Annotated in this window: 20 protein-coding genes, 2 tRNA genes and 1 pseudogene; 15 read left to right on the forward strand and 8 right to left on the reverse strand. The window is 66.6% G+C overall.

The annotated features are described in order from the left end of the window. Nucleotides 1-1,085 (reverse strand): MFS transporter (locus tag JOZ00_RS26595; RefSeq protein ID WP_293350540.1); only part of this gene is annotated, 1,085 nt, incomplete at its 3' end. Between the two features lie 108 nt (nucleotides 1,086-1,193). Between JOZ00_RS26595 and JOZ00_RS26600 the strand changes: the two genes are divergently transcribed. The 4 genes from JOZ00_RS26600 to JOZ00_RS26615 all read left to right on the forward strand — a co-directional run bounded on the left by JOZ00_RS26600 (nucleotide 1,194) and on the right by JOZ00_RS26615 (nucleotide 3,831). Next, complete coding sequence (locus JOZ00_RS26600; protein WP_293350543.1) at nucleotides 1,194-2,000, forward strand: fumarylacetoacetate hydrolase family protein; 807 nt, start codon at nucleotides 1,194-1,196, stop codon at nucleotides 1,998-2,000. Beyond that, nucleotides 1,997-3,463: a glutamate--tRNA ligase gene (gene gltX / locus JOZ00_RS26605; RefSeq protein WP_293350546.1), complete on the forward strand. Its 1,467-nt coding sequence runs from the start codon at nucleotides 1,997-1,999 to the stop codon at nucleotides 3,461-3,463. Before JOZ00_RS26600 ends, gltX begins: the two co-directional genes overlap by 4 nt. A 125-nt stretch (nucleotides 3,464-3,588) precedes the next feature. Next, nucleotides 3,589-3,660 (forward strand) — tRNA-Gln (locus tag JOZ00_RS26610). A gap of 98 nt (nucleotides 3,661-3,758) precedes the next feature. Next, a tRNA-Glu gene (locus tag JOZ00_RS26615) sits at nucleotides 3,759-3,831 on the forward strand. Between the two features lie 8 nt (nucleotides 3,832-3,839). Here JOZ00_RS26615 and JOZ00_RS26620 read toward each other — a convergent pair. Further along, nucleotides 3,840-4,352: a PPOX class F420-dependent oxidoreductase gene (locus tag JOZ00_RS26620; RefSeq protein WP_293350549.1), complete on the reverse strand. Its 513-nt coding sequence runs from the start codon at nucleotides 4,350-4,352 to the stop codon at nucleotides 3,840-3,842. A 55-nt stretch (nucleotides 4,353-4,407) separates the two neighbouring features. Beyond that, nucleotides 4,408-5,109, reverse strand: a complete 702-nt coding sequence (locus JOZ00_RS26625; protein WP_293350552.1) for an IclR family transcriptional regulator — start codon at nucleotides 5,107-5,109, stop codon at nucleotides 4,408-4,410. Between the two features lie 86 nt (nucleotides 5,110-5,195). Here JOZ00_RS26625 and leuC point away from each other — a divergent pair, with 86 nt between their 5' ends. From leuC to JOZ00_RS26640, 3 genes are all read left to right on the forward strand, one after another. Continuing rightward, nucleotides 5,196-6,635 carry a 3-isopropylmalate dehydratase large subunit gene (leuC, locus tag JOZ00_RS26630; RefSeq protein ID WP_293350555.1) on the forward strand — a complete coding sequence of 480 codons (1,440 nt, stop codon included), beginning with the start codon at nucleotides 5,196-5,198 and terminating at the stop codon, nucleotides 6,633-6,635. Between the two features lie 25 nt (nucleotides 6,636-6,660). Continuing rightward, nucleotides 6,661-7,257: a 3-isopropylmalate dehydratase small subunit gene (gene leuD / locus JOZ00_RS26635; RefSeq protein ID WP_293350558.1), complete on the forward strand. Its 597-nt coding sequence runs from the start codon at nucleotides 6,661-6,663 to the stop codon at nucleotides 7,255-7,257. A 211-nt stretch (nucleotides 7,258-7,468) separates the two neighbouring features. Continuing rightward, nucleotides 7,469-8,095, forward strand: coding sequence for an HU family DNA-binding protein (locus JOZ00_RS26640; RefSeq protein WP_293350561.1), 627 nt, complete (start codon nucleotides 7,469-7,471; stop codon nucleotides 8,093-8,095). 180 nt (nucleotides 8,096-8,275) lie between these two features. On the opposite strand, the gene JOZ00_RS26645 is transcribed toward JOZ00_RS26640, so the two are convergent. The 3 genes from JOZ00_RS26645 to cofC all read right to left on the reverse strand — a co-directional run bounded on the left by JOZ00_RS26645 (nucleotide 8,276) and on the right by cofC (nucleotide 12,270). Next, nucleotides 8,276-9,238 (reverse strand): NUDIX hydrolase, encoded by a 963-nt coding sequence (locus tag JOZ00_RS26645; RefSeq protein WP_293350564.1) that lies wholly within the window; start codon nucleotides 9,236-9,238, stop codon nucleotides 8,276-8,278. Nucleotides 9,239-9,322: 84 nt separating this feature from the next. Then, entirely contained in the window at nucleotides 9,323-11,500 is a 2,178-nt protein-coding gene (locus tag JOZ00_RS26650) for an RNA degradosome polyphosphate kinase (protein ID WP_293350567.1), read from the reverse strand. A gap of 98 nt (nucleotides 11,501-11,598) precedes the next feature. After that, nucleotides 11,599-12,270 carry a 2-phospho-L-lactate guanylyltransferase gene (cofC, locus tag JOZ00_RS26655; protein ID WP_293350570.1) on the reverse strand — a complete coding sequence of 224 codons (672 nt, stop codon included), beginning with the start codon at nucleotides 12,268-12,270 and terminating at the stop codon, nucleotides 11,599-11,601. Nucleotides 12,271-12,429: 159 nt separating this feature from the next. Here cofC and JOZ00_RS26660 point away from each other — a divergent pair, with 159 nt between their 5' ends. Then, nucleotides 12,430-13,422 (forward strand): NAD(P)H-dependent glycerol-3-phosphate dehydrogenase, encoded by a 993-nt coding sequence (locus JOZ00_RS26660; protein ID WP_293350594.1) that lies wholly within the window; start codon nucleotides 12,430-12,432, stop codon nucleotides 13,420-13,422. A 19-nt stretch (nucleotides 13,423-13,441) separates the two neighbouring features. Beyond that, nucleotides 13,442-14,584, forward strand: a complete 1,143-nt coding sequence (locus JOZ00_RS26665; protein ID WP_293350573.1) for a D-alanine--D-alanine ligase family protein — start codon at nucleotides 13,442-13,444, stop codon at nucleotides 14,582-14,584. A gap of 7 nt (nucleotides 14,585-14,591) precedes the next feature. On the opposite strand, the gene JOZ00_RS26670 is transcribed toward JOZ00_RS26665, so the two are convergent. Then, nucleotides 14,592-15,149 carry a DUF3515 domain-containing protein gene (locus JOZ00_RS26670; protein WP_293350576.1) on the reverse strand — a complete coding sequence of 186 codons (558 nt, stop codon included), beginning with the start codon at nucleotides 15,147-15,149 and terminating at the stop codon, nucleotides 14,592-14,594. A gap of 105 nt (nucleotides 15,150-15,254) precedes the next feature. Here JOZ00_RS26670 and JOZ00_RS26675 point away from each other — a divergent pair, with 105 nt between their 5' ends. The 5 genes from JOZ00_RS26675 (at nucleotide 15,255) to JOZ00_RS26695 (ending at nucleotide 19,425) form a co-directional block, all read left to right on the forward strand. Then, on the forward strand, nucleotides 15,255-16,253 hold the full coding sequence (locus tag JOZ00_RS26675) for a thiamine-phosphate kinase (RefSeq protein WP_293350579.1): 999 nt from the start codon (nucleotides 15,255-15,257) through the stop codon (nucleotides 16,251-16,253). 62 nt (nucleotides 16,254-16,315) lie between these two features. Then, a complete protein-coding gene (locus tag JOZ00_RS26680; protein ID WP_293350582.1) occupies nucleotides 16,316-16,999 on the forward strand; it encodes a uracil-DNA glycosylase in 684 nt (227 codons plus the stop codon). Nucleotides 17,000-17,158: 159 nt separating this feature from the next. Continuing rightward, the gene (locus JOZ00_RS26685; protein WP_293350585.1) at nucleotides 17,159-17,749 is read left to right on the forward strand and encodes a TetR/AcrR family transcriptional regulator; all 591 of its coding nucleotides are present in this window, start codon (nucleotides 17,159-17,161) and stop codon (nucleotides 17,747-17,749) included. A gap of 85 nt (nucleotides 17,750-17,834) precedes the next feature. Beyond that, on the forward strand, nucleotides 17,835-18,776 hold the full coding sequence (locus tag JOZ00_RS26690) for an aldo/keto reductase (RefSeq protein ID WP_293350588.1): 942 nt from the start codon (nucleotides 17,835-17,837) through the stop codon (nucleotides 18,774-18,776). 28 nt (nucleotides 18,777-18,804) lie between these two features. After that, a complete protein-coding gene (locus tag JOZ00_RS26695) occupies nucleotides 18,805-19,425 on the forward strand; it encodes a DNA-3-methyladenine glycosylase I (protein ID WP_293350597.1) in 621 nt (206 codons plus the stop codon). Here the strand turns inward: JOZ00_RS26695 and rpmB are convergent. Next, entirely contained in the window at nucleotides 19,422-19,616 is a 195-nt protein-coding gene (rpmB, locus tag JOZ00_RS26700) for a 50S ribosomal protein L28 (RefSeq protein ID WP_293350591.1), read from the reverse strand. The two genes, JOZ00_RS26695 and rpmB, sit on opposite strands and share 4 nt — an antisense overlap. A gap of 453 nt (nucleotides 19,617-20,069) precedes the next feature. On the opposite strand from rpmB, the pseudogene JOZ00_RS26705 reads away from it, so the two are divergent. After that, nucleotides 20,070-20,437 (forward strand): annotated as a pseudogene (locus tag JOZ00_RS26705) (transglycosylase); the annotation flags it as partial.

The following is a 20,437-nucleotide window of genomic DNA, read 5'->3' on the forward strand; positions in this document are numbered from 1 at the left end:
GGGGGGCCCGCCGCGGCCATCACCCGCTGCGTGGTGTTCTGGATGCCCAGCGCGCGTCCGCTCCAGAACGGCCCGGCGAGTTCGGTGATGGCCGTTGCCTCCAAACCGTTGTCGAGCACCGCGATCACCGAGATGACAACCATCAACAGCGCCTGATAACGCGAATTCACCTGATCGGCCCAGGCCAACAGGAACAGGGTGGCAGCGGCAAAGAACGCGATGATGCGGACCGGCACCATTCGCGAGCCGATCCGGTCGGACCAGCGGCCCACTATGATCCTGCCGAGCGCGCCGAGCAACTGCGAAAGGGTGACCAAGCCACCGGCGGCCGCGACGGACCAGTGCAGGTTCTTGATCAGCCAAACCAGCATGAACGTCACGGTGATGGTTTGCGGCATCATCAGCAGACCCGCGACCGCGTGAATTCGCCACAGCGCCAACGATCCTCGATACGGGCTGGCCAGCTCCTCCGCGCTGGCGGTCTCGCGCGGTTTGCGCGGCGGGTTGCGGATTCCGATGACGCTGGCCACCGCGGCCACCGCGCAGGCCACCGCGGTGAACTTCAGGCCCGCGCCGGGCCCACGTTCGGCCAACTCGGGAATTACCAGGGCGCCCAACGCGATTCCGAGGGGCTGGGCGGTCTGGCGGACGCCCATCGCCAGACCGCGCTGGCTTGGCGGGAACCAGGCGGACACCAGGCGGCCGCCGGCCGTGTTGCAACTTGCGGCGGCCATGCCGCCGAGGAACAGATAGACGGCGGTCGCCACCATCGAATGCGCCGTCGCCGCGGCGTAGGCGGCCGCCGCAGTGAGTCCCGACCCCAGGGTCATCACGATGCGCTCGCCGACCCGGTCCAGCACGTAGCCCCAGAGCACGAGCGTGACCACCATGCCCCAACTGGGCATCGAGGACAGCAAACCGGCTTCGTCGAGGGCTATTCCACGTTCGGTCTGCAGCGAGGGAATCAGAAACGCAACACCATTGATAAAGAGGAAAGAACTCGCCGTCGCGATCAGCGACACGATCGTGATGATCCAGCGGGCACCGCCACCTATGCGGCCCGGGACGGCGGTGTCAATCGCCATTCCTCATGTTTGCACACGCCGGCAAAAGCGCAGGTGATTATCGTGCCGTCGCTTCACAGCGACGCCCGGATGTGCCGGTCACCACCGCCCGTAAGTAGGCTCATCGAAATGCGCCTAGGTCGAATTGCCAGCCCCGACGGGGTCGCCTTCGTCAGCATCGAGGGCGAACTCGAGGACCCGGATGGAATGTTCGTTCGCGAGATCGCCGAGCACCCGTTCGGCACGCCCAACTTCACCGGCCGAACCTGGCCGCTGGCCGATGTGCGGCTACTGGCCCCGATGCTGGCCGGCAAGGTGGTCTGCATCGGCAAGAATTACGCGGACCACATCGCCGAAATGGGTGATGTCACCGGCCCGGCGGCGCCGGACCCGGTGATCTTCCTCAAGCCCAATACGGCAATCATCGGGCCCAACGTGCCGATTCGGTTGCCCGCCAACGCATCACCCGTGCACTTCGAGGGGGAGCTGGCGGTGGTGATCGGCCGGCCGTGCAAGGACGTTCCGGCCGCCCGCGCCGCCGAGAACATCCTGGGCTACACCATTGCCAACGACGTGTCCGCGCGCGACCAGCAGAAGGCCGATGGCCAGTGGACCCGCGCGAAGGGGCACGACTCGTTCTGCCCGGTCGGGCCGTGGGTCGTCACCGACCTCAACCCGTTGGACCCGGCGGACCTCGAATTGCGAACCGAGGTCAATGGCGAAGTGAAACAACAGAGTCGGACCTCGCTGATGATTCACGACGTCGGCGACATCGTTGAGTGGATTTCGGCCGTGATGACCTTGCTACCCGGCGATCTCATCCTCACCGGGACGCCGGCTGGAGTCGGTCCCATCGAGGACGGCGATACCGTGTCGATCACCGTCGAGGGCATCGGCACCCTCACTAATCCGGTGGTCCGCAAAGGGAAATCGTGACGGCATCAGGTGCGGTTCGGGTTCGCTTCTGCCCGTCGCCGACCGGCACGCCACACGTCGGGATGGTTCGCACCGCGTTGTTCAACTGGGCGTACGCCCGACACACCGGCGGCACGTTCGTTTTTCGGATAGAGGACACCGACGCGCAGCGCGACACCGAGGAAAGCTATTTGGCGCTGCTCGACGCGCTGCGCTGGCTGGGCCTGGACTGGGACGAGGGACCCGAGGTGGGTGGGCCCTATGGCCCGTACCGGCAGTCGTTGCGCTTCGAGATCTACCGCGAGGTGGTCACGAAGCTGCTCGATGCGGGCGAGGCCTACCAAGCGTTTTCGACGGCCGAGGAGGTCGAGGCGCGTCACGTCGCCGCGGGCCGCAACCCCAAGCTGGGATATGACAACTTCGACCGCACGCTGACCGATGCGCAGCGGGCGACGTTTCTGGCGGAGGGCCGCCAGCCCGTGGTGCGGTTGCGGATGCCCGACGAAGACCTGGCCTGGGACGACCTCGTGCGGGGAACCACCACGTTCGCCGCGGGCAGCGTGCCCGATTTCGCATTGACCCGCGCCAACGGAGATCCGTTGTACACCTTGGTCAACCCGTGCGACGACGCACTGATGAAGATCACTCACGTGTTGCGCGGCGAGGACCTGCTGCCGTCGACCCCGCGCCAGCTCGCGCTGTATCAGGCGATGATCCGGATCGGCATCGCCGAGCGCACGCCGCAGTTCGCGCATTTGCCAACGGTATTGGGGGAGGGCACCAAAAAACTCTCCAAGCGCGACCCGCAGTCGAACCTGTTCGCCCATCGCGACCGGGGCTTCATCCCCGAAGGGCTGCTCAATTACCTTGCGCTGCTGGGCTGGGCGATCGCCGACGACCACGACCTGTTCACCCTCGACGAGATGGTGGCCGCATTCGACGTCGTCGACGTCAACTCCAACCCCGCGCGGTTCGACCAGAAAAAGGCCGACGCGCTCAACGCCGAGCACATCCGGATGCTCGAGCCCGACGAATTCACCGCACGACTGCGCGACTTCTTCGGCGTGCACGGCCATCAGCTCGGGCTGGACGACGCCGCATTCGCCGTTGCGGCGCAACTGGTGCAGACCCGCATCGTGGTGCTCGGCGACGCGTGGGGTCTGCTGAAGTTCCTCAACGACGACGAGTATGCGATCGACCCCAAGGCCGCCGCCAAGGAGCTGGGCCCGGACGCCGCAGCGGTGCTGGACGCCGCATTGACGGCACTGGACGGCACCTCGGACTGGACGGTGCCGCAGATCGAGTCCGCCCTCAAGACCGCGCTCATCGACAACCTGGGGCTCAAACCGCGCAAGGCGTTTGGCCCGATCAGGGTTGCCGCCACGGGCACGACGATCAGCCCGCCGCTGTTCGAATCGCTGGAGCTGTTGGGCCGCGACCGCAGCCTGGGCCGCCTGAGAGCCGCGCGCGAAGGAGTCGCCTGAATCTTTGGTAGTCTGCACTGCGGTTTACAAAGCTTTTCCGTGGCCGACAACGGCTGGCAGCGGCGGACTCAAACGGTGGTAAGCAGTTCGCAGATGCTCGTTGACCAGCGGTTATAGGCAGCCAATGGGGTATGGTGTAATTGGCAACACAGCTGATTCTGGTTCAGCCATTCTAGGTTCGAGTCCTGGTACCCCAGCAAAATCTCGCCCCCTCAAGCGATTAGGTCGGCTTGAAGACGGTGAGCTATGCTGACTCTCCGGATCGTCTGAAGGATCGCTTTCCGGATAGTTTCTTGGCCCCGTCGTCTAGCGGCCTAGGACGCCGCCCTCTCACGGCGGTAGCGTGGGTTCGAATCCCATCGGGGCTACAAAACAACTATTGGCCGGTACCTGATACGGCCGGGGCGGTCGACCCGCCCACCGGCATTGCCGGCATTCCGAGCTTGCGGTGATCCCACGATCGCGCTCGCCGGGCCACGATGCGCACGCAGACCCGCTTATTCATCATCTGCTCGACGAACGGCTTCATGTCGTCGGTGTAGGGCCCCGTGTAGCGCTCGAACACGCTGACGCCGACGCGGTGCGACACCTCGGGATCGTCGACGATCTCGGCGACGCCTTCAAACGACACCCCGCGCAGTGTGTCGTAGGTGTCGCCGTCCTCGATAAGGAACGTCACCCGCGGATCGCGCTTGAGATTGACGGCTTTCTGAGACTTGGCTTTGGTCTCTATCCAGATCTCGCCGTCGACGACGGCGTACCACATCGCGGTCAGGTGCGGCTGCCCGTCGCGCCCAATGGTGGCCATGGTTCCGGTGCGGCTCTTGGCGACGAAGTCGGCGATCTCGTCGTCGGACATGACGATGCTCGCGCGCTGATTGGTTCCCATCGCGTCAGTCTGTCAGGCACCCTCGCGTGCGGTGCGCCGTGTAGGCGGTTGCGCGCTAGAGCCGGCGGGTGAGTGCCTCGGCCGCGGACAGCAGGTCGGCGGCCCAGCGTGCCCCGGGGCGCCGGCCGATCCGGTCGACGGGCCCGGACACCGAGATGGCGGCGATGACGGCACCCCGGCTGTCGCGCACCGGCGCGGACACGCTCGCGACGCCCGGCTCGCGCTCGGCCACACTCTGAGCCCAGCCGCGACGCCGTACCTCGGCCAGAGTCCGCTCGGTGAATTTCGCGGTCGGCAGAACCGCTTTCTGGGTGGCCGCGTCGCTATGGGCCAGTAGCACTTTGGCTCCCGACCCCGCCGTCATCGGCAATCGCGCGCCGACCGGAACCGTATCGCGAAGGCCCGCAGCGGGTTCCAACGAGGCCACGCAGACCCGGGCGGTGCCCTCGCGGCGATACAGCTGGACGCTCTCGCCGGTGGTTTCGCGCAACAGGGGCAGCACCGCCGCGCTGGCGGCCAGCAGCGGATCGTTGACGTGAGCGGCGAGTTCGGTGATGGCGGGGCCAAGGCGCCAACGCCCTTCATCGTCCCGCGCCAGCAGCCGATGGACTTCCAGGGCGGCCGCCAGCCGATACGCGGTGGCCCTGGGCAGTTCGGTCCGTTCGCACAGTTCGGCCAATCCACAGGGGGATTGGGCGATCGTCTGCAGAACTCCCACGGCTTTGTCCAGAACGCCGATGCCGCTATGCTGTCTCACAAGGAGATACTAGCGTCTCGCATTCTGAGATCACAGCCCACACTGATCGGCGAGCCGCGAATGAAGTGAATCGAGGCGATTTCGAGATGGCATCCGACGTCAAGGCGACCAAACCGCGCACCTTGGCCGAAAAGGTCTGGGCAGACCACGTTGTGGTGGCGGGGGGCGCCAGTGAGCCCGACCTGATCTACATCGATCTGCACCTGGTGCACGAGGTCACCAGCCCGCAGGCGTTCGACGGTCTGCGGCTGGCCGGGCGCCCGGTGCGGCGCCCCGATCTGACGCTGGCCACCGAGGACCACAACGTGCCGACCGTCGACATCGACAAGCCGATCGCCGACCCGGTGTCGCGCACTCAGGTCGAGACGTTGCGGCGAAACTGCGCCGAATTCGGTGTGCGGCTATATCCGATGGGCGATATCGAGCAGGGCATCGTTCATGTCGTCGGCCCGCAATTGGGGCTCACCCAACCGGGAATGACGGTTGTCTGTGGTGACAGTCACACGTCCACCCACGGCGCATTCGGTGCGCTGGCAATGGGCATTGGCACCTCGGAAGTCGAGCATGTGCTGGCCACTCAGACGTTGCCGCTGCGGCCATTCAAGACAATGGCGGTCAACGTAGATGGGGGGGCCGACGGCCAATTGCCCGCCGGGGTCACCGCCAAAGACATCATCCTCGCCTTGATCGCCAAGATCGGGACGGGCGGCGGACAGGGACATGTCATCGAATACCGGGGCAGCGCCATCGAATCGCTGTCCATGGAAGGCCGTATGACGGTCTGCAATATGAGCATCGAAGCCGGCGCCCGGGCGGGAATGGTCGCTCCGGACAAGACCACCTATGAATTCCTGCGCGACCGTCCGCACGCGCCGCAGGGGGAGCAATGGGACGCCGCAATGCGGTATTGGCAGCGGTTACGCACCGACCCCGGCGCGGAATTCGACACCGAGGTCTACCTCGACGCGGCGGAGTTGAGCCCGTTCGTGACGTGGGGTACGAACCCCGGCCAGGGCGTGCCGTTGGGCGCTGCCGTGCCCGACCCCGAGCTGATGACCGACGACGCAGGGCGGCAGGCCGCCGAGAAAGCGTTGGCATACATGGACCTTCGACCGGGCACGCCGATGCGCGATATCGCGGTCGACACGGTGTTCGTGGGCTCTTGTACCAACGGTCGTATCGAGGATCTGCGGGTGGTCGCCGACGTGATGCGCGGCCGCAAGGTGGCCGCAGGGGTGCGGATGCTCGTCGTGCCGGGATCGATGCGGGTGCGCGCCCAAGCCGAAGCCGAAGGGCTGGACGAGATTTTCGTCACCGCGGGCGCCGAATGGCGGCAGGCCGGATGCTCGATGTGCCTGGGGATGAATCCGGATCAGCTTGCGCCGGGGGAGCGGTGCGCGGCGACGTCGAACCGCAACTTCGAAGGGCGCCAGGGTAAAGGCGGCCGTACCCATTTGGTTTCGCCGGCTGTTGCGGCGGCGACGGCAGTTCGCGGCACGCTGTCCTCGCCCGCCGATCTGAGCTGAGAAGAACTCCACGGAAGGGATGAGCATGGAAGCATTTCAGACCCACACCGGTATCGGTGTACCGCTGCGGCGCTCCAATGTCGACACCGATCAGATCATTCCGGCGGTGTATTTGAAGCGAGTCACCCGAACCGGTTTCGAGGACGGCTTGTTCGCAAGCTGGAGGTCGGATTCGTCATTCGTACTAAACCTCAGCCCCTTTGACCGCGGCTCAGTTCTGGTCGCCGGACCCGATTTCGGGACCGGCTCCTCGCGGGAGCATGCGGTGTGGGCGCTCATGGACTATGGGTTCCGGGTCGTCATCTCGTCTCGGTTCGGTGACATTTTTCGGGGCAACGCCGGCAAGGCAGGTCTGTTGGCGGCAGAAGTTTCTCAAGACGGTGTGGAACTGCTTTGGAAGCGCATTGAGCAGAGTCCCGGTCTGGAAATCACTGCCAATCTTCAAGATCGAAATATCACCGCCGGAACGACGGTGCTGCCGTTCAAGATTGACGACTACACCGCCTGGCGCCTGTTGGAGGGGCTCGACGATATCGCCCTTACGCTGCGCAAACTCGACAAAATCGAATCGTTTGAGACGACCTATCCGGATTGGAAACCGCGCACCCTGCCAACCTCTTGAGGGTCTGAGTGAGTCGGATTTTCTTCTCGCTCACCTAACTAAACCGGGCTGATTTTCCCGCCCCGCCACCGATCAAGGGCGGCAACCGGATTGCGAAATCTTCGGTCGCCGGACCCTGAAATTGCGCGTGGCTCTTGGAAATTTGCTGGGGAAGGGTTTACCGTGTCCACTAGTCGGTCCAAATCGAGGACCACTAGTCTCGGAGGGATTGATGAACAAGGCAGAGCTCATTGATGTGCTCACACAGAAATTGGACACGGACCGTCGGCAGGCGACCGCCGCAGTGGAGAATGTCGTCGACACCATTGTGCGAGCGGTACACAAGGGCGACAGCGTCACCATTACCGGATTCGGTGTTTTCGAACAGCGGCGCCGCGCGGCACGTGTGGCCCGCAACCCGCGCACCGGTGAGACGGTGAAGGTGAAGCCGACTTCTGTCCCGGCGTTCCGTCCCGGTGCTCAGTTCAAAGCGGTTGTCTCTGGCGCACAGCGTCTCCCGTCGGACGGCCCCGCCGTCAAGCGTGGTGTCGTAGCCGGCGGCGCTGCCAAGAAGACCGCTGCGAAGAAGGCTCCCGCCAAGAAGGCGGCGGTCAAGAAGGCGGCGACCAAGGCTCCGGCCAAGAAGGCGGCGACAAAGGCTCCGGCCAAGAAGGCCGCGACCAAGGCTCCGGCTAAGAAGGCCGCGACCAAGGCTCCGGCCAAGAAGGCGGCGACCAAGGCTCCGGCTAAGAAGGCGACCAAGGCCGCGACCAAGGCACCCGTGAAGAAGGCTGCCGCAAAGCGGCCGGCCAGTAAGGCTCCTGCCAAGAAGGCGACCGCGCGCCGCGGCCGCAAGTAACGGCAGAGTCGACGTTCTAGACGCAAATACCCTTCGGGTGGCAGCGGTGCCCCCGAAGGGTATTCGCGTGTTAGCGGCGGTCGCAAGCGCGGCGAAGCCGGGCGCGGCGGGCCGCCGCCATCACGTTAGCGGCGGTCGCAAGCGCGGCGAAGCCGGGCGCAGCGGGCCGCCGCCATCGTGTTACGCCCGCACGTTGGCGGCCAGCGCGCCGCCGATGTGGTCGGCCGCGACCAGTCGGCCGCCCGACAGCGACAGCACCCACGTACTGCCTTTGTGGTTGCGCGATTTGTCGGGGCGCACTCCGTCGCGCTCACACCACCACTCGATCAGGTCCGGTATTACCTTGCCCTGTGAGCAGATAACCGGTGTGCCTTCGTACGCGGCGATCTCGAGCATGCGGTGGCGAGCGCGTTTGGCGCTCTTGGCGTAGGACTCCTCGGTGAGGGTGGGCTCGTTGTGCACCGTCACGCCCAACTCCTCGGCGAGCGGTTCCACCGTCTGATGGCAACGCACGCGGTCGGCCGCGAACACGTCCGTGGCGCCGAAAGCCATCAGTTGAGGGACGAGTGCCTCCGCCTGCGCGCGGCCCCGCTTGTCCAGCGGTCGTTTGGTGTCGTCGCCCTTGAACCGTGATTTGCGGCCGGCGGTGCCGTGCCGAACTACCAGGACTGTGTGCGTGTCTGCGGGGTGTTTAGCGAAGTGCCGCAACATCTTTCGGTCGTGCCCGTAGCTGAGCTTTTCGAGTGCGTCGGACATCGGCAGCCAGATCAGCTCATCGACTTCGTTGCCCGGAGTGAATTCTCCGCCGGTGGCGCGCGCCGCCCAGTAGTAGACCTTTTTGACGCCCTGATCGATCGGGTAGCTCACCATGTCGAGCCGCCTGCCCAAGATGGCGTGCTGCCCGGTCTCCTCCCACACTTCCCGCACCGCGGCCACCGGAGCCGTCTCGCCGGGGTCCACCTTTCCCTTGGGCAGTGACCAGTCGTCATACCGGGGGCGGTGGATCACGGCGATCTCGGCGTCTTTGTTCTCGACGAGTTCGTCGGCGGCGTCGGCGCTGACGGGTCGCCACAACACCGCTCCGGCCGCGTAAACGATCTTGCTTCCCGAGCGCCGAGCACTGGACGAATTCTGGGACGGCACCTTAACTCCTGCAGATCAATTCGGTCGGAGCCGCGTGCCCGATTGCGACGTGGCCCGGAGACAACCGGAAATCACCAAACGGGGTTAGGGGCTGCGATGCCGCTCCATCAACGAAACTTGGTGGTCACGCACCGTCAGGCCCTCCTGTGGCGACGCGACCCACTGCCCGTCGGGTTGCAACTCCCAGCACCGAGTCGACGGATCCAGCGCGGATTCGAACAATTCGTCCAAATATGTAGTCAGTCGCGGATCTTTCACCTGGACGAGCGCCTCGACGCGACGGTCGAGGTTGCGGTGCATCATGTCGGCGCTGCCGATCCAGAACTCGTTGATGCGATTGAAATGCATGATCCGCGAGTGCTCGAGGAATCGGCCGAGGATCGAACGGACCGCGATGTTGTCCGACAAGCCCTCGGCGCCGGGGCGCAGCGCGCAGATGCCGCGCACCACCACCTCGACCCGCACGCCCGCCCGCGAAGCGCGATACAGCGCGTCGATGACCTGCTCGTCGACCAGAGCGTTCATCTTCATCCGGATCCGGCCGCCGCCGTGGTCCTGGTGGGCGGCGATCTCACGCTCGACGCGTTCGATGATCCCGGTGCGAATGCTGTGCGGCGCCACCAGAAGATTGCGGTAGGAGACCTTACGCGAATATCCGGTAAGCGAATTGAATAAGTCCGTCAGGTCGGCCCCGATTTCAGGGGAGGCCGTCAGCAGGCCGACATCCTCATAAAGCCGCGCCGTCTTTCCGTTGTAATTGCCAGTGCCGATGTGGCAGTAGCGCCGGATGGCCGAACCTTCGCGGCGCACCACCATGCAGGTCTTGCAGTGGGTCTTGAGTCCGACATACCCGTAAACCACGTGCACGCCCGCTTGCTCAAGCGTTCGCGCCCAGCGAATGTTGGCCTGCTCGTCGAAGCGCGCCTTGATCTCGACCATCGCCACCACTTGCTTGCCGGCCTCCGCCGCGGCGATGAGCGCCCGAACGATCGGCGAATCACCGGACGTGCGATACAGCGTCTGCTTGATGGCCAGCACATTGGGGTCGGCAGCGGCCTGCTCGATGAACCGCTGCACGCTGGTGGAGAAGGACTCGTATGGATGATGAAGCAGCACATCGCCTTCGCGCAGCGTCGCGAAGATGCTCCTGGGCGTCTCGCGGTCCACGAAGGCCGGGCTGGTGGCCGGAACGAACGCCGGGTCTTTGAGCGCCGGGCGGTCCAGTCCGTAGACCTGCCACAACGACGAAAGGTCGAGGAGGCCGGGCACTTCGATGACGTCACCGGGATGCACGTCGAGTTCGCGCAGCAGCAACTCGAGCATGCTCTCGGTCATATCGTCGGCGATCTCGAGTCGCACCGGCGAACCGAACCGCCGACGCGCCAACTCCCGCTCCAGCGCCTGCAGCAGATCTTCGTCGCGGTCCTCTTCGACTTCGTAATCCGCATTGCGGGTGATGCGGAACGCGTGATGCTCGACGATCTCCATGCCCGGGAAGAGCGCCGGCAGGAACGCCGCGATCAGCTCTTCCATTGGCAGGTACCGGATTATCGCCCCTTCGGCGTCGTCGGCGCCGAGTTCCACGAAGCGATCGACGTTGTTGGGCACCTTGACTCGGGCGAAGTGCTGACCGCCGTCCTCGGGCTGGCGCACCATCACCGCCAGGTTCAGACTCAATCCGCTCACGAACGGGAAGGGGTGAGCGGGGTCGACGGCCAGCGGGGTCAAGACGGGGAAGACCTGTTCGGTGAAATAGGTGGACAGTTCGTCGCGCTCGGCCTGATTCAGATCGGCCCACGTGATGATGTGGATGCCTTCGTCGGCGAGTGCGGGGCGCACCGAGTCGAGGAACACCCGCGCGTGCCGGGTCGCGATCCGTTGGGTCTGCTCGCCGATGAGGGCGAGTTGTTCACGCGGCGTCAGGCCGTCGGCCGAGCGGACCGACAGTCCCATCTCGTCGCGGCGCTTGAGGCCGGCGACTCGCACCATGTAGAACTCGTCGAGGTTGGAGGCGAAGATCGCCAGGAATTTCGCTCGCTCCAACAATGGAAGTGAGTTGTCGGCGGCCAGCGCCAGCACGCGGGCGTTGAAGTCGAGCCAGCTCAATTCGCGGTTGAGGTAGCGGTCTTCTGGCAGGTCGGTGGTCGCGGCGTGGGTCGCTGCCGGTGGTGATGCCACGGCCGAGTCCCCTGGATGCCACAAATTCTCGTCGGGTCGTGCCTCAGCTTCGGTTTCAGTCACCCTGCGATCATTGCGCATCATGCCGTTGTGCTGCTAGCGCTCCAAGCACATCCATTCGTCGTTGGGGTTGCGTTCACCCCTAGGACAGGTTTGCTTGTTCGCCACCAAGACGCGCAAGCCTAATGGTGTGTGATGGTCCGGGCGGTCGCCGCGCCGACCCCGAGGCGACGCGCGGCCGCCAGGTCGGCGGGAGTATCGACATCGCACCGCAGGCCGGGCCACGCACCAGTCAGCTCGATCGCGCCCGAACTACGGTGTAGCGCTGAGGAATTCGATCCGAACCGTGGATCGAGCGGACTGCCGAAAGCAAAGAGCGCGGCGGTCCCCGTTGCCAGCCGGTCGGCGACGAAGCTGCGTCGGTAGTGGCGCGCGGCGGCGATCGCCTCGGCCAGTTCCTGGGTTTGCAGGGCCGGCAAGTCCCCTTGCAGCGCAACGATATTGGCGTACGAACGCGCCAGCGCTTGTTCGGCGGTGGCGATCGCGTTATTCAACGGGTCGGGATGCCCCTCGGGCGTCGGATCGGCAATCACATTGGCGCCCAGCTCGGAAGCCGCGGCGCCCGCGACATCGTCGGGCGTGATGACGGTGATCGAACCCAGTGCCCGCACGCGTCCGGCGGCGGTCAGCGTGTCCATCAACATGGCCAGCACGACGTTCTCCCGGGTGCGTGCCGAGAACACCGGCGCCAGCCGGGTCTTGGCCGCAGACAGCCTCTTGACGGCGATGATCAGGCCCGTGTCTCCGGGTTCACCTGCACCACCGCCCGCGCCGTCGGCTCGTGTGCCGCTCATGGACTCATCCTGCCAGCGGCGCACCGCGCACCGGACGCGTGACGCCCGGTCGGCCACTGATCTAGGGTGTAGCGGCTGCACGTGAGAGTCAGCGAAGCCGATAGATCGGGGTGGTAAGTGGCCAGCACAAGTGCCGGTTCGGCGGGCACCGTCGCGGTCATGGGCGCCGGTGCGTGGGGCACCGCGTTGGCCAAGGTGCTTGTCGACGCCGGTGGCCACGTCACGCTGTGGGCCCGACGACCCGAGGTCGCGGAGCAGATCAACTCCACCCGCTACAACCACGACTACCTGCCCGGCACCCTGCTGCCCGAGGGCATCCACGCCACCGCCGATGCTGCCGAGGCGCTGACCGGCGCGACGACCGTGCTCTTGGGAGTGCCGGCGCAGACGCTGCGGGCCAACCTCGAGCAGTGGGCGCCTTCGTTGACCAGCGGCGCGACCCTGGTCAGCCTGGCCAAGGGGATCGAGCTGGGCACCCTGATGCGGATGAGTCAGGTCATCATCTCGGTGACCGCCGTGGACCCGGCTCAGGTCGCGGTGATTTCAGGCCCGAATCTCGCCAGCGAGATCGCCCAGTGCCAGCCCACCGCGACGGTCGTCGCGTCCAGTGACTCCGGGCGCGCGGTTGCCCTGCAGCGCATGCTGAACAGCGGCTACTTCCGCCCTTACACCAACAGCGACGTCGTCGGCACCGAGGTCGGCGGGGCGTGCAAGAACGTCATCGCGCTGGCATGCGGCATGGCGGCGGGCGTCGGGCTCGGCGAGAACACCGCCGCGGCGATCATCACGCGAGGTTTGGCGGAGATCATGCGGCTGGGGATCGCCCTCGGCGCCAAAGGCGCGACGCTGGCGGGGCTGGCCGGGGTGGGTGACCTGGTGGCCACCTGTTCGTCGCCGCGGTCGCGCAACCGTTCATTCGGCGAAAAGCTCGGCCGCGGGGCGACCGTCGAGTCGGTGCTGCACGGCACCCCCGACGGCGGTGACGGGCACGTCGTCGAGGGCGTGACGTCCTGCGAGTCGGTGCTCGCGCTGGCGTCCAGCTATGACGTCGAAATGCCGCTCACCGACGCCGTGCACCGGGTCTGCCACAAGGGACTCTCGGTGAACGAGGCGATGGCCCTGCTGCTCGGCCGCAGCACCAAGCCAGAATGATCGGTAGCCTTCTTAGATTGTGAACGCCAGCGACCGGTCGACTCAGCAACCCGCAGCACGGAATGAGCGGGTGCGCGTCGCCGTCGTCTTCGGGGGACGCAGCAACGAGCACGCGATCTCGTGCGTGTCCGCGGGCAGCATCCTGCGCAACCTGGACCCCAAGCGTTTCGACGTCGTCGCGATCGGTATCACTCCGCAGGGTTCGTGGGTGCTCACCGACGGCGACCCGGCCGCCCTGGCGATCACCAACCGACAGTTGCCCGAGGTGACCGCGGAGTCGGGCACCGAATTGGCACTGCCGGCCGACCCGCAACGCAGCGGCGAGTTGGTCTCCCTGTCGCCCGGGGCGAATGAGGTACTGGCGTCGGTCGATTTGGTGTTCCCGGTGTTGCACGGCCCCTACGGGGAGGACGGCACGATCCAGGGCCTGCTGGAGCTCGCGGGAGTGCCCTACGTCGGGGCAGGCGTACTGGCCAGCGCCGCAGGCATGGACAAGGAATTCACCAAGAAGCTGTTCGCCGCCGAAGGTCTGCCGGTCGGCGCGTACGCGGTGCTGCGACCGACCCGGTCGACCCTGGAACCCGAGGAGCGCGAACGGCTGGGGCTGCCCGTGTTCGTCAAGCCCGCCCGCGGCGGCTCGTCGATCGGCGTCAGCCGGGTGTCCAGCTGGGACCAGCTGGACACCGCCGTCGCGGACGCGCGTAGGCACGACCCGAAAGTCATTGTCGAGGCGGCGATCATCGGCCGTGAGCTGGAGTGCGGCGTGCTCGAAATGCCCGACGGCTCAGTGGAAGCCAGCACACTGGGCGAGATCCGGGTGGCCGGGGTGCGTGGACGCGAAGACTCGTTCTACGATTTCGCCACCAAATACCTCGACGACGCAGCCGAATTGGACGTTCCGGCGAAGGTGGACGACGACATCGCCGACGCCGTGCGCGAATTGGCGATTCGGGCGTTCAAGGCCATTGACTGCCAGGGATTGGCGCGGGTCGACTTCTTCCTGACCGACGACGGGCCGGTGCTCAACGAGATCAACACGATGCCCGGGTTCACCACGATCTCGATGTACCCGAGGATGTTTGCGGCCAGCGGCGTGGATTACCCGACCCTGCTGGCGACCATGGTCGAGACGGCGCTGGCGCGGGGCGTGGGACTGCGCTGACGGCCCGCTAGCCGGGTTGGCCCGGCGCGATGGGCACCGCGCCGATGGTGCGGTCGATCACCTCGGAAAGCTGCTGGATGGGCGTCGGCCCCGACGCCGACGGCAGCGTGAGCGCGACATACACTCCCCGATCGACCGCATACCAGGTGGATCTGCCCGCGTCACCGGCGGATTGCTGCTCGGAGCGGACCTGGAACCACTGCACGCGATCGACGATCTGGATCGGAGATCCCACCACGAACTCGGCGGGGCGGTCGAGCCCGCACCGCAGCACCACCGGCTCGCTGTCGTGCCCGGTCCGCCAGGCGGCCGCGCCATGCGGCGCGGGTTGCGCGACCGGCGCCCGCTGATAGTCGCCCAGTCGTTGCGGCAGTGCGTCGCTCAGCGCGCGGCATGCGGCGCCGTCGGCTTGCGGAGCCGGGACCTCCGCGACGGCCACCGGTTGCCGTGGCGCCTCGCGGTTCGCCGCGACGACCAGGATCACGCCGATCGCCACGACGGCCAGCGCGATCGCCGCGATGATCGCCGCGCGCGGCGGCCCCCCGTCGTTGTCCGACTCGTCCATCAGTGCCCTGATCCTCCTCGGCCGCAAAGCGTCCGCATCGCCGCAGGGTTTTAGACTGGCGCAGGCCGCTCGTGCGGGCAGAAACTCAAAATACTCCCAAGGCCAATGGCCCTCACCGGCCCCGGAGGAGGTGGCGTGCCGGACCAAGCATCGAGTGAGTCCCCGACGCTGCGGCAGCTCGGCGAGTTCGCCGTCATCGATCGCTTGGTGCGGGGCCGCCGTCAGCCGCCCGCGGTCGTGCACGGGCCGGGTGACGACGCGGCGCTGGTGACCGCCCAGGACGGTCGCGTCGTGATGTCGACCGACATGCTGGTGGCCGAGCGGCATTTCCGGCTGGATTGGTCGACGCCCCACGACGTCGGCCGCAAGGCGATCGCCCAGAATGCCGCGGACGTCGAGGCGATGGGCGCGCGGGCCACGGCCTTCGTCGTGGCCTTCGGTGCACCCGGTGACACGCCGGCCGCTGATGCGGACGCGCTGGTCGACGGGATGTGGGACGAGGCGCAGCGCATCGGCGCCGGGATCGCCGGCGGCGATCTGGTCAGCTGCCCGCAGTGGGTGATCTCGGTGTCGGTGCTGGGCGATCTGGCCGGCCGCGCGCCGGTGCTGCGATCGGGGGCGAAAGCCGGCTCGTTGATCGCCGTCGCCGGTGACCTGGGCCGCTCTGCTGCCGGATATTCGTTGTGGGACAAGGATATTCACGGATTCGAAGAGCTGCGTCAGCGGCATCTGGTTCCTGAACCGCCCTACGGTCAGGGGGCGGTGGCGGCCGCCGAGGGGGCGCAAGCGATGATCGACATCTCCGACGGCCTGGTGGCCGACCTGGCGCATGTCGCCGAGTCGTCCGGGGTGGGGATCGATCTGTCCACGGCCGCGCTGGCCGCCGATCACGATGCGCTGGCCGCGGCCGGGTCCGCGGTGGACGAGGACCCGTGGACGTGGGTGTTGGGCGGTGGTGAAGACCATGCGCTGGTCGCCTGTTTCGCCGGACGCCCGCCCGCCGGCTGGCGGGTGATCGGGCGGGTTCTGGACGGACCGGCCCGGGTGCTCGTCGACGACCAGGAGTACGGCGGCCACGCCGGCTGGCAGTCATTCGAGGGTTAGGCGCGGCGGGCGGTCGAGTAGGGTGGCGCGGTGATCGTCGACGCGATGGATGAAGAGCAGCGATGACGGCGCGTCCGCTGGGCGAACTCGTCGAGCAGGGTTGGGCGACGGCCCTGGCACCGGTTTCCGAACAGGTTGCGCAGATGGGCGAGTTCCTGCGGGCCGAGATCGCAGCCGGGCGCAGGTACCTGCCGGCGGGCCCGAACGTGTTGCGTGCCTTCACCTTTCCGTTCGACAACGTCCGGGTGCTGATCGTCGGGCAAGATCCCTATCCGACACCGGGACATGCTGTGGGCCTGAGCTTTTCGGTTGCCCCCGACGTGCGCCCGCTGCCGCGGAGTCTGGCCAACATCTTCGACGAGTACACCGCCGACCTCGGGCACCCGCCACCGTCCTGCGGCGACCTGACTCCGTGGGCCCAGCGTGGCGTGCTGCTGCTGAACCGGGTGCTGACGGTGCGCCCCAGCAATCCCGCGTCGCACCGGGGCAAGGGATGGGAGGCCGTCACCGAGTGCGCGATCCGCGCGCTGGTCGCGCGCTCACAACCGCTGGTGGCGATCCTCTGGGGTCGCGACGCGTCAACGCTCAAACCGATTCTGGCCGAGGGCAATTGCGTGGCGATCGAGTCGCCGCATCCCTCGCCGCTGTCGGCGTCGCGGGGATTTTTCGGTTCGCGTCCGTTCAGCCGTGCCAACGAACTGCTGGCGAAGATGGACGCCGACCCGATCGATTGGAAACTGCCCTGACCGAGATGACCGCGCTTTGGGCACACTGTCGCGGGGCCCGGAGCAGCTGGTCGTCGATCGTGCCCCGGTACCGGTCCCCGCACCCGGGGAGGTGTTGGTGGGGCGCAACGGATTACACGCACGGCGATTGATAAGCGACCGGTCGACTACTATGGCAACGTGCCCCGGCCGGCGAACCCTGACGTGCGCCGCCGCCTGCTCGCGGCGGGGCTGGATCTCGTGCACGCGCACGGATTCGCCGCCAGCGGCGTCAAAGACATCACCGACGCGGCCGGTGTGCCGAAAGGCTCCTTCTACGCGTATTTCCCGAGCAAAGAGGCCTTCGCCGCGGCGATCCTCGAGCGCTATTGGGCCGACATCGAGGAGCGGCTGCTGCCGATCCTGGAAGCGGACGGGGCCGCGCAGGAACGCATTGCCCGCTTCTTTCACGCGTTGGCCGACGAACACGAGGCCGGCGACTTTCTGCTCGGCTGCTTAATCGGCAACATGTCGCTGGAGCTCGGGGGGACGAGCGAACCTGTGCGCACCGAACTCGTGAGCATTCTCGATCGCTGGGGAGCGGCGCTGGCCGCGTGCGTGCTCGACGGCCAGCGCGGGTCCGGCGGAGTCCGAAAGGATCTCGACGCCAGTGAGCTTGCCTCCCAATTGATCGAGGCATGGGAAGGCGCGGCCTTGCGCGGTAAGGTGACTCGCAGCCGCACCCCCTACGACCGTTTCGAATCGGGCACGGTCGCGGCGCTGCTCCGCTGACCGAAGGTCGGGAATGCCGGGAGCCCCGCCGCCTGTTAATTAGACGACTGGTCATCTATTCGAACAGGCGAGGAGGCCGCGGGCCATGGGATCAACCGAGAGTCTGAGTCAACACAGGTTCGTCTTGAACAATGGCGGTGGCGAGATTCCCGCCCTCGGCTTCGGGACGTCGCTGTCGGATAACACCAAGACGCGAAATGCGGTGAAAACCGCGGTGGAGGTGGGTTTCCGTCATCTCGACGCCGCCGAGCGGTACCGCAATGAAGCCGAGGTCGGGGCGGCGCTCAAGGACTTGTTCGCCGACGGAACGGTCCGCCGCGAGGAGTTGTTCGTCACCACCAAGCTGTGGAACAACAACCATCGGCCGGAGCGGGTCCGGCCCGCGTTGCAGGCCAGCTTGAGCAGGCTCGGCCTCGACGCCGTCGACCTGTATCTGGTGCACACGCCATTCGCCTTCCAGCCCGGCGATGACCAGGATCCGCGCCACCCCGACGGAGCCGTCATCTACGACGACGGAGTGACGCTTGCCGAAACCTGGGGTGCGATGGAGAACCTGGTCGACGAGGGACTGACCCGGGCGATCGGCCTGTCCGACATCGACGCGAAGGCGGTCCGCAAGATCGTCGACACCGCCCGCATCATTCCGGCGGTCGTCGAGGTCGAGGCGCATCCCTATCACCCGCAGTGGGAACTTCACGAATTGCATAAGACACACGGAATCGTCTTGCTGGCGTTCGCATCTCTTGGACACGCGCTGGAACCGCGACTGCTCGACGACGAGCTCATCGTCTCGATCGCTCGGCGCCTCGGCAAGACGCCCGCGCAGGTGCTGCTGGCATGGGGCATCCAGCGTGGCAGCGCGGTCCTGACGGCCTCCGTGACGCCCTCGCGCATCACCGAGAACTTCGACGTTACTGCGCTTCCGGACAGCGCGATCCGAGAGATCAACGAGCGCTTGGAAACTCGGGTCAGGTTCAACTCCGTCGCGGACGGGGGAGTGCCCGGGTTCGCCGAGGTGCCCGCGTGAATCGCGGAGGGGACGCGCGTTGAAGGCGATGGCCGGCGTCGATGTGGCGCCGCATCTCCCGACCGTGGTGACCGGCCCCGACGGTGTCACGCGCTGCCGGTGGGCCACCGAGACGGGACGTGACCTGACCGCCTATCACGACGGCGAGTGGGGAACGCCGACGCACGACGAGGCGGCGCTGTTCGAGGCGCTGGTGCTGACGTACTTCGAAAACGGCTTGTCCTGGGCGATCGTGTTCGACAAGCGGGACAACCTACGCGCCGCGTTTCACGGCTTCGATCCGGCAGCGGTCGCCCGGATGACCGGCGAGGACGTCGAGCGATTGATGGGCGACACCTCCATCGTCCGCAATCGGCGAAAGATCGAGGCGACGCTGCACAACGCGCGAGTGTTGTCGAAATGCTCACTGGCGCAACTGGCGTGGCAGCATCAGCCCCGCGAGCATCATCTGCTGCGCAGCTGGGACGACGGCCGGATGACCAGCCCGGAGTCTCGCCGGCTCGCGGTATCGCTGCGGGATGCGGGGTTTCGGTTCGTCGGTCCCGTCGTCGCGCATTCGTTCATGCAGACCGTCGGGATCGAGAACGGTCACTTCGACGGCTGCTTCCGCGCCGCGGGAGCCGTGGCTTCAGAGCAGGTAGCGGGCTAGCCGCGGACGACCTTGCCGGCCTTGATGCAGGAGGTGCAGACGTTCAGGCGTTGCTTGTTGCCGCCCGGGCGGGCGACGACGTGCACGGTCTGCACGTTCGGGTTCCACCGACGGCTGGTGCGGCGGTGGGAGTGCGACACCGACTTACCGAAGCCGGGGCCTTTCCCGCAGATGTCGCACACAGCGGCCATGGTTCTAGCTCCTCAAATCTCGGGGGTCCGGCTCGGCGTATGGCACGTGGCCGGGACTGCCAGGTTGACCTGGACCGAACCAGGATACCGACTCTTGTGGCAACCTCCAAAACCCCATCGGCGGTGAGCCAGCGGTGCCGCGTGGTCCGGTTATGTAGTCGATCACACTACCGGGCAAACCCCAGGTTGCACGGGTGCACGGCCGCTATGCTGACAGAGCCGTCAATTGGTCGGCGCAGTCACTGCCATGCCAGGCATGTAGACGCTGCGCTGAGCGTGGCTGAGGCCTAATTTCCTGGCGGCACCGGCCTGCGCGGAACTGCGGATGGGCAGGGGAATCAATCAATATCGGCAGGCTCGAGGGGGGTGCGTGGGGTGGATGCGCGCGCCGAAGGCACTCCCGGTTCCGCCCTCGTCGCAGGCCTGCGGGGCTGTCCGGCGAGGGTACGGCGGTTGTTCCCCCGGTTGCGCCGGGTCGCGGCGGCCTATCTGGTGGTGGTGGCGCTGACCAGCCTCGCTATAGCCAGCACCTCGGGTAACTGCTCGACGGGTGTGGGCGCGCGGGGCCCGAAAGTGTCGTGGGCCGGCCAAGCCAGTTCCGCTGCGTCGTGGTGGCAACCCGTTGGCCTTCCTGTCGCGGTCCACGAAGCTGCCGCCGTGCAGGGCCCGATCCAGCTGCGCCAGGTGGGGTTCGATGGTCGGGGCGCGTGGCCGGAGGGACCGGAGGCGATCCGTGGCTACCTCGAGGAGGCGCTGACGCGGATGGGGATTACCGACCCGCCGGCCCGTGGCCATTGGATCGAGGGGATGATGACCATCGC

This window comes from Mycobacterium sp. (assembly GCF_019243155.1).
Taxonomy (GTDB): Bacteria; Actinomycetota; Actinomycetes; order Mycobacteriales; family Mycobacteriaceae; genus Mycobacterium.